Source organism: Chryseobacterium panacisoli (assembly GCF_008274625.1).
In the GTDB taxonomy this organism is placed as follows: domain Bacteria; phylum Bacteroidota; class Bacteroidia; order Flavobacteriales; family Weeksellaceae; genus Chryseobacterium; species Chryseobacterium panacisoli.
On record NZ_VTRU01000003.1, the window covers coordinates 446,428 to 459,828 of the forward strand.

At 35.0% G+C, this 13,401-nt stretch carries 14 protein-coding genes; 7 read left to right on the plus strand and 7 right to left on the minus strand.

Annotation, left to right across the window (positions count from 1 at the left end; translation table 11 throughout):
• Positions 1-2: 2 nt before the first annotated feature.
• The 4 genes from FW781_RS15065 to FW781_RS15080 all read left to right on the plus strand — a co-directional run bounded on the left by FW781_RS15065 (position 3) and on the right by FW781_RS15080 (position 3,058).
• The gene (locus FW781_RS15065) at positions 3-743 is read left to right on the plus strand and encodes a hypothetical protein (RefSeq protein WP_149388178.1); all 741 of its coding nucleotides are present in this window, start codon (positions 3-5) and stop codon (positions 741-743) included.
• A 2-nt stretch (positions 744-745) separates the two neighbouring features.
• Complete coding sequence (locus FW781_RS15070; protein ID WP_149388179.1) at positions 746-1,339, plus strand: hypothetical protein; 594 nt, start codon at positions 746-748, stop codon at positions 1,337-1,339.
• A 95-nt stretch (positions 1,340-1,434) separates the two neighbouring features.
• Positions 1,435-1,905 (plus strand): hypothetical protein, encoded by a 471-nt coding sequence (locus tag FW781_RS15075; protein ID WP_149388180.1) that lies wholly within the window; start codon positions 1,435-1,437, stop codon positions 1,903-1,905.
• A gap of 310 nt (positions 1,906-2,215) precedes the next feature.
• Positions 2,216-3,058 carry a prephenate dehydrogenase gene (locus tag FW781_RS15080; protein WP_149388181.1) on the plus strand — a complete coding sequence of 281 codons (843 nt, stop codon included), beginning with the start codon at positions 2,216-2,218 and terminating at the stop codon, positions 3,056-3,058.
• A 111-nt stretch (positions 3,059-3,169) separates the two neighbouring features.
• On the opposite strand, the gene FW781_RS15085 is transcribed toward FW781_RS15080, so the two are convergent.
• A complete protein-coding gene (locus FW781_RS15085) occupies positions 3,170-4,588 on the minus strand; it encodes an L-serine ammonia-lyase (RefSeq protein WP_149388182.1) in 1,419 nt (472 codons plus the stop codon).
• Positions 4,589-4,768: 180 nt separating this feature from the next.
• Here FW781_RS15085 and FW781_RS15090 point away from each other — a divergent pair, with 180 nt between their 5' ends.
• Together FW781_RS15090 and FW781_RS15095 are read left to right on the plus strand one after the other, a co-directional pair.
• Positions 4,769-5,347 carry a Crp/Fnr family transcriptional regulator gene (locus FW781_RS15090; protein WP_149388183.1) on the plus strand — a complete coding sequence of 193 codons (579 nt, stop codon included), beginning with the start codon at positions 4,769-4,771 and terminating at the stop codon, positions 5,345-5,347.
• A gap of 59 nt (positions 5,348-5,406) precedes the next feature.
• The gene (locus tag FW781_RS15095) at positions 5,407-6,030 is read left to right on the plus strand and encodes an FMN-dependent NADH-azoreductase (RefSeq protein ID WP_149388184.1); all 624 of its coding nucleotides are present in this window, start codon (positions 5,407-5,409) and stop codon (positions 6,028-6,030) included.
• A gap of 191 nt (positions 6,031-6,221) precedes the next feature.
• Here FW781_RS15095 and FW781_RS15100 read toward each other — a convergent pair whose 3' ends face one another.
• The 6 genes from FW781_RS15100 to FW781_RS15125 all read right to left on the minus strand — a co-directional run bounded on the left by FW781_RS15100 (position 6,222) and on the right by FW781_RS15125 (position 11,583).
• Positions 6,222-7,565, minus strand: coding sequence for an ammonium transporter (locus FW781_RS15100; protein ID WP_149388185.1), 1,344 nt, complete (start codon positions 7,563-7,565; stop codon positions 6,222-6,224).
• 98 nt (positions 7,566-7,663) lie between these two features.
• Entirely contained in the window at positions 7,664-8,314 is a 651-nt protein-coding gene (locus FW781_RS15105) for an alpha/beta hydrolase (RefSeq protein WP_149388186.1), read from the minus strand.
• 124 nt (positions 8,315-8,438) lie between these two features.
• Positions 8,439-9,065: a YceI family protein gene (locus FW781_RS15110; protein ID WP_149388187.1), complete on the minus strand. Its 627-nt coding sequence runs from the start codon at positions 9,063-9,065 to the stop codon at positions 8,439-8,441.
• A gap of 78 nt (positions 9,066-9,143) precedes the next feature.
• Positions 9,144-9,710, minus strand: a complete 567-nt coding sequence (locus FW781_RS15115) for a YceI family protein (RefSeq protein WP_149388188.1) — start codon at positions 9,708-9,710, stop codon at positions 9,144-9,146.
• A 143-nt stretch (positions 9,711-9,853) separates the two neighbouring features.
• Positions 9,854-10,903, minus strand: a complete 1,050-nt coding sequence (locus tag FW781_RS15120) for a glucokinase (protein WP_149388189.1) — start codon at positions 10,901-10,903, stop codon at positions 9,854-9,856.
• A 116-nt stretch (positions 10,904-11,019) separates the two neighbouring features.
• The gene (locus FW781_RS15125; protein ID WP_047377098.1) at positions 11,020-11,583 is read right to left on the minus strand and encodes a membrane protein; all 564 of its coding nucleotides are present in this window, start codon (positions 11,581-11,583) and stop codon (positions 11,020-11,022) included.
• 331 nt (positions 11,584-11,914) lie between these two features.
• On the opposite strand from FW781_RS15125, the gene FW781_RS15130 reads away from it, so the two are divergent.
• Positions 11,915-13,297, plus strand: coding sequence for a DUF1800 domain-containing protein (locus FW781_RS15130; protein WP_149388190.1), 1,383 nt, complete (start codon positions 11,915-11,917; stop codon positions 13,295-13,297).
• Positions 13,298-13,401: the final 104 nt, after the last annotated feature.

Genomic DNA, 13,401 nt, shown 5'->3' on the forward strand with positions numbered 1-13,401 from the left:
CAATGAAAATATTTTATACTGCATTAATATATTCTATGGTGCTTGTATCTTGCAAAAAGCAAAATAAAGATACAGTTGCACCCACTTTGGCTAACCATTCAAAAGACTCTACAACAATTATAAAAAAAGAGTTGCCTAATAAGAATAATGAATGTACAATTGATTCTTTGGCAATGCAAACTACAGAATATAATGGAACTACATTTTATACTGAAAATAATCTGAGGGGAAGCGGAGTCATAAATTTATCAATCAATAAAAATACAGAAATCTTCAATATGGATAAAACTCCTTATGGTAAAATACTTGTTAATAATGATGATGAAAACGTATATGACGTTAAGCTTCCTAAAGTTGTAATTGCCCGGGAAATAATTCCTGATAGTGAACATAGAATATTTAGTTTCGATGCTGAAGAACCAGGATCAGATAAGGATTTTCTCATCATTTACATCAATAAACAAAAAAAGTTGATTGAAAAGAAAAACAATGATTATGCTTTTAATTCATGGGAAAATTATATTAAAACAGCTTTTATACAATTAACTCCGGAGATTTCAAACACATCAAAAGAAGAACAATTATACTGGTATAAATCACTAAAAATAAAAGGTGATTCAATGCAAATAAAATCAATCCCCAAAGCTGATTGTGATTATATAGAAGAATATAAGAATGTCACAAAATGGATCCAATGGAAGAAAGGTTCATGTAAATTAATCAAATTTAATTTCTGTTATTAACCATGAGTAAGACTATTTATACTTTCTCGTTTTTTCTAATTTTTATAACTCTTAGTATTTGTTGTAAGGATAATAAAACTTACATAAGAGAAAAAAATATAGATTTTTTTTTAGGAGATAAAAAAATTTCAGAAAAGAAATATTTTGAATTGTTAACTAGTTCTAAAGGATATTCTATTTTAAAAAACCAAAACTCTATATATGAAAAAAATTATTCGAATATTCATAATACAGAAGTATCAAAAGAAGAATCGCTATCAATAATACTAAATAAAAGTATTTCTAATGAAAAGAATTATAAATTAGTATTATACACTTTAAGAAATACAAAAAAAATAGACTCTATTCAATTTTATAGAAAAGTTAATGATGTAAGATATAAATCTGATCGCTATACTTGCCTATCATATTTAGACTTAAAAAATAAAAAAATATGGCAAGTTTCATATTTTTCTTCTCCTAATCAATCTCTTGATATAATATCTTATTCAACGAGTAAAATTAATCAAGACGGTACAATAACCAAATTTGACTCTATTACTTATTTAGATGAGTCATTAGAAACAGAATTAAGTAACAATAAAGTCTATTATTAGCAATAATAAATTTTCAATCTCTATATTATCTCTTTAAAATTTATAACTATGCAGAAAGCATAGTTCTTTTTAAACAATTATATAAACACGCATTGATGAAATCCTTTTTAATTCTATTATCATTTGTATTCTTTTCATGTTCAGGTAAGCAGGAAGAGAAAATAGCAGAAAAAGAAACTGAAATAAGAAATATTGATAGCAATACAGATGACAATCAAAGAATTAAAAATACAGAAGTTACAATCAACAATAACAATTGGATAGGTTCTTATAAAATTTCAACAAAAGCCATTAGTCAATTTGACAATAATGAAACAAATGTATTTTATTCAATAACAGTAGAATCAAACCAGAAAGCAATTTTAAGTATTAGTGCAGAAAATGTGGAAGATTATTGGTGTGAAGGAGAATATCGTTTAATTAAGGAGGATAATATTTTACATGCAAAAGGAAAATGTGATCAAGATGATATCGATGATTTTTACTTAAAAAATGAGAATAAAAAATATTTTATAAAAAGTAAGAGATTTATAAACAAAGATTGGCAGGAATTAGAAAAACAATAACTAAAACCAAATGATGAAAAACTTTTTAATCCCTTTAATATTATCCTTCGTCTTTTGGAGTTGTAAAGAAAGGAACAAAAAGGAATGGGAAAATGTTAAAAAAGAACACCAATTAATACCGTCTATATATAATTTAGAAAAGAAATTTCGTTTCATTTGAAAAATATTTTTACCTTTGCCTTGTGAATTTTAACAACGGAACATATTATTATAGAATTTTTACCTCAGCTCTGGGATAGGGATTCTTATGAATATAATTTAAAACCTCGTCCTAGGGACGAGGTTTTTTTATTTTAAAAAATGTAAAAAGATGAAAATAAGTATTATTGGAGTAGGATTGATTGGAGGTTCGATGGCTTTGAAATTAAGAGAGAAAAACCTGGCCAGCTTCATCTACGGAATCGATAACAATACACAGCATATCAGTGACGCATTAGATCTGAAAATAATTGATGCCGGTGTAGATCTGGAGCATGGGATTAAAAATTCGGATCTGATTATTCTTGCCATTCCTGTAGATGCTGCCAGAAAATTGCTGCCTTCTGTTCTTGACCTTGTGTCTGATCAGCAGACGGTAATGGATGCAGGCTCTACCAAAGCTGGAATAATAAATGCTGTAAAAGACCATCCGAAACGTTCAAGGTTTGTGGCATTTCACCCGATGTGGGGAACAGAAAACAATGGTCCGAAATCTGCTATTGCAGAAAGTTTCTCCGGGAAAGCAGGCGTAATATGCAACAAAGAAGAATCGGCTGACGATGCATTGAGTACCGTTGAAAAGGTGGTCAATGCCCTTGACATGCACATGATTTACATGGATGCAAAAGATCACGACGTTCATACCGCTTATATTTCCCATATTTCCCATATTACCTCTTACGCTCTTGCCAATACCATATTGGAAAAGGAACGTGAGGAGGAAACAATTTTCCAGCTTGCCAGTTCCGGTTTTTCAAGTACGGTACGTCTTGCCAAATCGCATCCTGAAATGTGGGTTCCTATCTTTAAGCAAAACAAAGAAAATGTGCTGGACGTTCTGAATGAACATATCTCCCAGCTTAGAAAATTCAAATCTGCCCTTGAAAAAGAGAATTATGAATACCTTGAAGAACTGATCACCAATGCCAACAGGATCAGAGGAATTCTAAGATAAAATCTCTTTATACGATACTAAAAGCCCAACGGTTTTTACTTTTATTTTATTAAGAAACCCTTAGTCAGTAATGTCTAAGGGTTTTATATTGTTAAAACAGCTTTATTTCTATTAACATTCCGGAACGTTTACCGCAATAGCTAATCCACCTTCTGAAGTTTCTTTAAAGCGGTCACTCATGGACTGAGCGGTTTCCCACATCGTCTGGATCACCTCATCCAATGTTACTTTTGCTTTGGTAGGATCACTTTCCAAGGCAATATTCGCTGCGGTAATGGCTTTCATCGCTCCCATTGTATTTCTTTCAATACACGGAATCTGTACCAGTCCTTTGATTGGGTCACAGGTTAATCCAAGGTGATGTTCCATTGCAATCTCTGCCGCCATCAATACCTGTCCGACACTTCCACCCAGAATTTCTGTAAGCCCGGCTGCTGCCATTGCAGAAGAAACCCCAATTTCGGCCTGACATCCTCCCATCGCTGCAGAAATGGTTGCATTTTTCTTGAATAACGTTCCTATTTCTCCTGCCACAAGCAAGAATCTTACAATGTCATCTTCACTGGTAAATGGTGTAAATGCCTGAGCGTACATCAATACTGCCGGAATTACTCCACTCGCTCCATTGGTAGGTGCGGTGATAATTCTTCCGAAACTTGCATTCTCTTCATTCACTGCCAGTGCAAAACAGGCGATCCATTTGTTGATATTCGTAAAGTTTTCTTCAGCATCTACCACCTGCTGGAACCATTCGTCCTTATTTTTATAGATTTTATCTCCTAACAGTTTTCTGTTGATTCCAGCAGCTCTTCTGGAAACATTCAGTCCGCCAGGAAGAATTCCTTCTTTATTGACCCCTTTATAAATACATTCTTTAATCTGCTGCCAGATGTAAAGCGCTTCCTGTCTCGTTTCTTCCTGAGTCCTCCAGCTTTCCTCATTCATTAAAATCAAATCTGAAATCTTATTAAGCCCAAGTTTCTCACAATACTTTGCAATATCGGAAGCTTTATGACAAGGATACAGTGTACGTACACATTGTTTCTGAATAGAGTTTTTTTCCTGGCTGGCAATAAAACCACCTCCTACAGAATAAAAATCCTGCACAAGCTCAGTTCCGTCTTCAAAAACAGCTCTGAAGATCATTCCGTTCGGGTGAAAATCAAGGCTCTTTTTCATATTTAAAATCAAATGATGCCCATAAATAAATGGAATCACCTTCTCCCCTCCCAGATTAATGGTTTGAGTACTTTTGATATACTCTATTTTCTCATCAATTTTTGAAGTATTGATCGTCTTAAAATCTTCCCCATTCAGACCAAGCATTCCTGCAATATCAGTTCCGTGCCCAATCCCCGTTTTTGCGAGTGAGCCAAAAAATTCAAGAAAAACCTCTTTAACTTCTTCGATTGATCTTTCTCTTTTAATAATCCTGATAAATGCAGCTGCTGCATTCCAAGGTCCCATCGTATGCGAACTGGACGGACCTATTCCTACTTTAATAATTTCAAAAACCGATATTGATTCCATAAATGATTCGTCATTTTCCTCAAAAACAAAGATACATGATAAATCCTAATAAAAGCATAGCAAAATCCTAGATTTATTTGGTTTTGGCAGCCCATAAAATAAGTATTTTTGTAAATGAGCTGATTGTATGAATGTCAATCAGATCTATCATTATATTGTTCTTTTTAATTATTTTTTTAAATGGAAACATTAATTAAGAGTATCCTGCAACATATCCCATTAACTCCGGAAGAAATTGCAGCCTGCAAAAACTTCTGGACAGAAAAAACATTGGAAAAAGGTGATTTTCTGTTACGAAACGGGGAAATCTGCCGTCATGACAGTTATATTGTTTCGGGCGTATTAAAAGCTTTCTGTATCAATGCTGATAATGGAAATGAAGAAATTCTTTTTTTAGCCATTGATCATTGGTGGGCGACAGATATCGCCAGTTTTTCAAAACAAAAACCTTCTATTTACAATATCCAGGCTGTTGAAAAAACCCGCCTTTTACAGATCAGCCATCCGTCTTTTCAAAAAATGCTGAAGGAAATTCCCTCTTTAGAAAAATACTTCAGGATTATTTTGGAAGGCTACCTCGGAACACTCGAGAAAAGAGTGGTATTTAACCATATGCACAAAGCTGAACAAAAGTATTATGATTTCCTGGAAACTTATCCCAATATTGCATCCAGAGTTCCCCAATACCTTATCGCTTCTTATCTGGGAGTATCTGCCGAATTTATAAGCAGAATCCGGAAAAAAAATAAATCCTCTTGAACTAGATCAATTTCTTTGGTATAAATAATCAGGAATTTTGCTGTTATAAATTATAGCAAATGAAAATACTGATTATCAATGCAAGTGTACGAAACGAAAGATCTTACAGCAGAAAACTGACCAGGCTCTTTGTTGAAAACTGGAAGACCAAATACCCTCAGGATACATTTACCTGGCGGGAGGCCGGAATTGACATTATTCCCAATATTGATGAATTTTGGATCGCGGGAGCATTTAAAAAACCGGCAGACAAAACTGAAGAAAACCAAAAACCTTTACAACTGAGTGATGAACTGGTCAAAGAACTCAAAGAACATGATATCTATGTTATCGGAACCCCAATGTACAACTGGTCTATTCCAAGCGGCTTAAAAGCTTATATTGACCAGGTAATGAGGATCAATGAAACCTGGAAATTCAGATCCGGAGTTCCGGACGGAGATTATGTGGGACTTCTTGAAAACAAAAAGCTCTTTATTCTCTCAACCCGCGGTGATACCGGATATGGAGAAAATGAAAAGAACGGACACATCAATTTTCAAACAACTTATCTGAAACATATTTTCGGGATTATGGGTGTAAACGATGTCACTATTCATTCCTTAGATAATGAAGAATTTGGCGGTGAAGTCTTTGAAAATTCTAAAAATAAAATCTTTGAAACGATACATTCTATTCAATAAATCATTTCTTGATTTTAATATATCACTCAAGAAACTTTTCTTAAAAGTCCAATGAATTGCTTTTTGTCATTGACTACGTCGAATCTTCGATTTCTGACGAAGGAAGAATCTTATTAATAATGAGTAATAAGACACATGAGATTCTTCATTTCATTCAGAATGACATTTTTGAGAAAGCCTCCTGTTTTTTATCAACTGAAACTTTCCTCATGCTGAGACAGATCAAGTCCTTTGTTTTCAGACTCTTCGGAAACTCTTAAGGTAATCATTGAATCGGTAAGTTTATATAAAATGAATGAACCAAAAAAGGTAAAAACAGAAACCAAAACCAAGGCAGCCATATGATGAAGAAAAACCTCTAACCCTCCATGCAGTAAGCTTGCTTTTTCACCATGCGCAAAAATAGCGGTCAGAATCATTCCCATAATTCCCCCTACTCCATGGCAGGCAAAAACATCCAGCGTATCATCTATTTTCTTTAATCCTTTCCAATTGACCATTATATTTGAAACTATAGCGGTAATAAATCCTATAAAAAGACTTTCCTGAATGCTTACGAAACCACATCCGGGAGTGATGGCTACAAGTCCAACTACAGCACCGATACAGGCTCCCAAAGCAGAAACACTTCTGCCATTGATTCTGTCAAAAAAGATCCAGGTCATCATCGCGGAAGCAGAGGCAATGGTAGTCGTTCCAAATGCTGTAGCCGCAGAAGCAGAAGCACTCAAGGCTGATCCTGCATTAAATCCGAACCATCCAAACCATAACATTCCTGTTCCCAGAAGCACATAGGGAATATTGGAAGGTTCATGATGCGGATTTTTTCTGTTTCCTACCACCAAAGCTCCGGCAAGTGCGGCAAAACCGGCACTCATATGTACTACTGTTCCCCCTGCAAAGTCTTTTACTCCAAAATATTTGTTTAAAAGACCATCAGGATGCCATACCATATGGCAAAGCGGTGTATAAATAAAAATGCTGAAAAGGACAATGAATAATAAATAAGAGATAAAACGAACTCTTTCTGCAAATGACCCGGTAATAATTGCAGGGGTAATAACGGCAAATTTCATCTGAAATAAAGCAAAAAGGATAAAAGGTATCGTAGGAGCCATCATTTTATGAGGCAGATTTCCTACTCCGCTAAAAAAGGGATAGCTGAGCGGGTTTCCAATGATTCCATAATGTTTTCCGGAAATGGTAATCCCCAGAGATTCACCGAAAGACAAAGAAAAACCTACTACTACCCAGACCATAGAAATAACTCCTAAGGCGATAAAACTCTGTAACATGGTAGAAATCACGTTTTTTCTGCCAACCATTCCTCCATAAAAGAAAGACAGCCCGGGTGTCATCAACAGGACAAGCCCTGCTGCAGCCAGGATCCACGCAACATCTGCACCTACAATTTTATCTTCACTTAAAAATTCTCCGGTATCAGGAATATCAGCAGCCGGATTCCAGAATAAACCACCAATGGCAACGAGTGTGATCACTGAGAACGAAACGATCCATTTTAATCCTATTTTCATAAAATTTATATTTAACCCTATCAAATTTAAACATAAATTCTATAAAAATTACATTTTTAAAACAAACACCCCTTAAAAAAATATTTTAATAACAATATTTACTGTTTTTCACAAAACACCTCATTCAATATTTTTGAAACTTCTTTGGATTTGGTTGCTGGAAAAAGATGAGTTCCTCCTTTTATTACATAATCCGGATTGGAATAACGAATTGGAAAAACAATGTCTTTATCCCCTAAGATCTGAATCACATTGGGATTTTCTTCAAACTTCCATTCAGAAACTTTTTCTACAGACCATTTCAGGTAATACGGATCTCTTACTTTAAAATATTGCAGGAGTTTAGGATTTTTAGGATCAAAAAGCTTTCGTATAACAGCGTAAACATTTGCAGCCTTATCGTTGAACAGACCCACCGGAAGTATTCTCGGAATTTTGGTTACCTCACCGGTCCTTATGAATCTGGACTTTTCTTTATCGGATTTTATACTTCCAAGGATAACTACTTTCTCCGCAGGCTTCAATAAATTAATCTCCTGTACAATGATTCCTCCGAAAGAATATCCCAACAGGCAGAACGGCTCAGAATCATCCACTTTATCTGCCATTCTCTTAACATAAGCATCAAATGGCTCATTTTTTTCGGGGATAAGCCAATCTATAAAAATTAATTCATAGTGTTTGGGAAACTCTATTCTTTCAAGGACTTTAAAGTCTGCTCCCAGACCACTGACAATATAAATTTTCATACTACGAATTTATAAAAAATACAGGGAACAGGGAATGATTAGATCAAATCTTTGATTTAACAAAGGCATAAAAAAAGAGCAGCTCTGATGAACTGCTCATTTTTATATTGATCGTATATTAATCTTATTTTTTCTTCTTTGGAGCTCTATTCTCGTTATCCAGCATTTCTGTAGTAACCTTGAATTGGATATCCATTTCGTTCTTGATGAAATAATCTTTCAGTGAAGACTGGTAGAATACTTTAAAATCTCTTCTGTTCAGAGAGAACTTCGCAGATTCAATAGATGTTGTAAACTGAGTAACATATACATTTGCAGGGAAAGAAATTGTTTTTCTTACTCCTTTAAGGGTAAGATCTCCGTATACTGTAGAATTGTATTCACTGTTTGCTAAAGGAATAATTTTAGTCAAATGGAATTTTGCAATAGGGAATTTTTTTACCTCAAAGAAGTTGGAGCTTTTCAGATCGTTGGTAAGTTTGATCTGATCTTCATCAGAAACATCTCCTGCCATCATGCTTCTCATATCTATAATAAACTCTCCATCTACCAGGACCGTATGGTCAAAGTTAAATTTTCCACTTTTCAGCTTTACTGTTCCTGAGTGGGAAGTTTCTTCGGTTTTTACCACCTTATACCCCCACCATCTGATCTCTGATGAAGTCACTTTTGACACTTTATCAAATTTCTTTTGGGCAGAAACAAATGACATGCTTGCGCACACCATAGCAAACAATAGTAATCTTTTCATTCTTTTTTATTTACAATTCAACAAAAATAAAAAAAAGTGTAGAACTTCTACACTTTTAACAATCTTTTTTTGATTAATTTATTGAGCAGTTACCTTTACAAGCATATCAATATCATCTTTCACAAAAACATCCTGCATTGTAGACTTGTAAGCCACATCAAATTTTTGTCTGTCGAAAGAGAATTTGTTTGATACCAAACTTACTACTCCTTTGCTGTAAGAAATCTTAGCAGGGAAAGTAATTGGGCTTGTTTTTCCTTTTACAGTAAGGTTTCCTGTTACAAGAGAGTTGTAAACTTTATCGTTATTTTTCTTTACTCCTGTAATTTTGAAGCTTGCAGTAGGGAATTTTTCAACTTCAAAGAAATCACCATTCTTAAGGTGTCCGTTTAATTTTTGCTGATATTCTCCTGTAAGGTCAGTTGAGCTGATAGAAGTCATATCCAACACGAAGCTTCCGCCTACCAATTGGTTACCTTTCATTACCATATCTCCGGATTTTACTTTTACAGTACCATCATGAGAGCTTGCCTCAGATTTTGCCACTTTGTATCCCCACCAGTGTACATCAGATGCTACTACTTTTTTTGACTGTCCGAAAGCTAAACCACCAGCTAAAACTGCTAATAAAAATATTTTTTTCATTGAATAGAGTTATTTACTTATTTAATGACACAAAGGTAGGTATCTTATTCAATAGATTTCATTGATGTACATCAATAAAATTTATTATTTTCATGAATAATATCATCTCATAAAAAAACTCCGAATTTCTTCGGAGCTTTGTTTTATACTTGATAGTAAGCTGTATAAAGCGCTATACCATTTAATGCTGTATGATTTTGCTTGACCAGATAGATTGGAATATTTTTAAGCATTCCTTCCATTTTATCACTGATCTTGAATTTTTCATAGAATTTCGCCTTGTCGATATATTCTCTGACCATCTGAGGAATATCTCCGGCAATCAGTAATCCTCCGGTAGCTTTTACCTTTAATGTCAAGTTGTTGGCTTCTCTTGCCAGAAACTCAAGGAAAGTATCTAAAGCGATTTTGCAGATTAATACATTCTCCTCGATGGCCGCTTTATAAAGTTCTTCTACAAAATTTCCTTTTGCAAGGCGCTCTCCCAACCATTCCGGTTCAGGATGTCTTTTTACATCTCTTAAGAATCTATAGATATTGAATAACCCTGACTTTGAAAGTACATTTTCCCAGCTTACAATACCGTAAATATTGTTTAGGAACTGGTAAAATTCAACCTCTACATTGGTTCTTGGTGAAAATTCTGAGTGTCCTCCTTCTGTTGCGAAAGGTCTCAGGTATTTTCCGTCAAAGAAATATCCGGCTTCACCCAATCCGTTTCCGGGAGCAAGAACCGCTACATTTCCTTTCTCAAGATGTCCGCTTGTATAGATAGCTTCAAGGTCGTTATCTTCAAGAAGAGCCATTCCGTAGGCAGAAGCCTCAAGGTCATTCAGCATGTCTACTTTTTCAAACCCAAAATCACGGGCATATTCTTCAACATCTAAATTCCAGCCCAATCTTGCAGGACTGCTTTTTCCGTCAAGTACAGGACCTGGCACTGCCATTCCCAGACGTTTTACATTTTGCAATTGGTTATCCTGAATAAACTTCTTTAAAATATCTGAAAAAGAAGTGTATTCTTTGGTTGCATATTTATTTTGTACTTTTATCTCAAGACCTCCGTTCCCGGAAACGAAATAGCCTAAGATCGTTATATCTTCACGGAGACTTGCCCCGATGATAGAAACATTATCATTATTACTGTTCTCTACTCCTGGTAAATAAAGTGGAAATTTTGGATTCAGAATCATAACCTCAAATTTTACCAAATATAATAATTGTTTTTGTAAATCCTGCACAGAACAAAAAAACCTTTCCACTTTCGTGAAAAGGTTTTGGTTAATAATTGTTTATATATTAAATCTAACTACTTTCCTAATGGAATATTGTAACCGAATCCTACACCGATATTCCCCACATTATAGTCCTGACCCGGTAAATCTCCTTTTGTTCCTACAAAAACCTTTTGGTATTGTACGAAGAAATTCCAGTCTCTGTTGTGGTAACCGATCTCCGGTTTAAGGTAGAAACCTCCGCTTGCTCTTTCAACATTGGTGTTGGAGGCCACTGTTTTGTCTCCTACCAGAAAACCATATCCTAAGTCTGTTCCGAAATAGAAACCGGTTTGTTTAGGATAAATTCTGATTAAAGCAGCTACAGGAACTACCCCTACATCATTATTTTTATATCCGTTGTTCTCTTTTCCAAAGTAGTGAGTATATCCTGATGCGATACCCAGTCCAAATCCTGGTGTAATCAGGTTCTGGTAAGCTACATCCACTCCTACTGCAGCGGAAAGATTATCTGCGGGAACTGCTAAACCAACATTTGCACCTACTTTGATCATATTATTCATCTGTGAACTTTGGGCGCTTGCTATACCTGCTGTTAAAATACCAGCCAGTACTATTGCTTGTTTAAACATTTTCATAACTCTAATTTTTAAATTTTACTAAACAAGAGGATGTAAAAATCATGCCAACCAAGGGTTTTTCTTTGATTTTAACACCCTTAAAAATCATAAAACAATGAATATCAATATATTATTTTTAACAAAATTTAAATATTTATTTAACAAAAATTATCAAAAAACTGACCTCAAAAAGTGAATTAAAGAAAAAAGGCCGGGAGCTATTATATAGCAGCATATTACTTCCAGACACCATCTTCTAGCTTCCAGCTCTAACAACAATATTAACAAACCTTAACCCGTTATTATTTTAACCTTTTTCTTCAAAGCGTATCAAAAAAATAAATTCCTCATGATAGCTGATTCATTATTAAAAAACAAACATCTTCTTTGGCGGGCTGGTTTTGGTGTTGGCATTCATCAGATTGATGATTTGAAAAATAAAAACATTAAAACGTTAATGAATGAATTATTGAACGAGGACAGCTTCAGTGAGATTACCTATGACACGCCTGATCCGGTTTCGGCAGCCGATTATATGAACAGCACGGCTCCTGCGGAAAAGAAAAAAGAAATGCAGCGACTCAACAGGGAACAAAATAATGAGCTAAATCTCAATTTTCTGAATACTATTGTAAACAGCAAGGAACAGATGAGGGAAAAGATGGCGTTTTTCTGGCATGGGCATTTTGCTTCAAGAGTAATAAATCCGAGATTCAATAAACAACTTTTAAATACCATCCGAAAGAATGCACTGGGAAATTTCAAAGATCTGCTTTTTGAAGTGAGCCAATCGCCGGCTATGCTTAATTTCCTGAATAATCAGCAGAATAAAAAGGATCATCCTAATGAGAACTTCGCGCGTGAGGTGATGGAGCTGTTTACGATGGGCAGAGGAAACTATACTGAAGAAGACGTAAGAGAAGGCGCCAGAGCTTTTACAGGATGGAGCTATGACAAGGAAGGAAATTTCAGAGAAAGGAAAAACCTCCATGATGAAGGCTCAAAGACTTTTTTAGGTAAAACGGGCAACTTTGACGGAAGCGATGTACTCAACATCATTTTGGAACAGAAGGCAACCGCACTGTTTATAACAACTAAGATCTATAAATTCTTCGTCAATGAAAAACCAGATCAGGATATCGTCAGCAAACTGAGTACAAACTTCTATAATTCAGGATATGATATTAAAAAGCTGATGACTGAAATATTTTCAAGCTCATGGTTCTATGATCAGAAAAATATCGGCAACCGGATAAAATCACCTGTAGAACTGATGGCTGGTATAATGAGAATTCTTCCTATGCATATTCAGAACCCTGAAAACCTCATCGTCTACCAGAAATTACTGGGACAGATGCTGCTGTATCCGCCTAATGTCGCGGGATGGCCGAATGGGAAAGCCTGGATCGACAGTTCTACCCTGATGCTGAGGCTTCAGATTCCTCAAATTTGGTCAGGGCTCCGCCCTTTGGAATACAGTCCGCGACAGGATGATGATATCGACATGGGAATGAAATCCCGTGAAACAGCTTTAAACAAAAGCTTTAAAAACCCTAATATTACGATCGACTGGGGTCGTATTGAAAAACTTTTCGCCCATAAAAACTGTGAAGATTATCTTCTCCAGAATACTCAAAGCCTCGATATGAACTCTGTAAAGAATTTTTCTGATAAGAGTATAAAAATGAATGTCATCAACCTGATGTCTACACCGGAATACCAGTTAAGCTAGATAAAAGGTTTTAGGTTGCAGGTAATAGTAATAGCGGGCACAGTTTAGCTTTACAACCTTTTATTTGCTATTTAATTTTATAAAAAACAAATATGAGTAAAAAT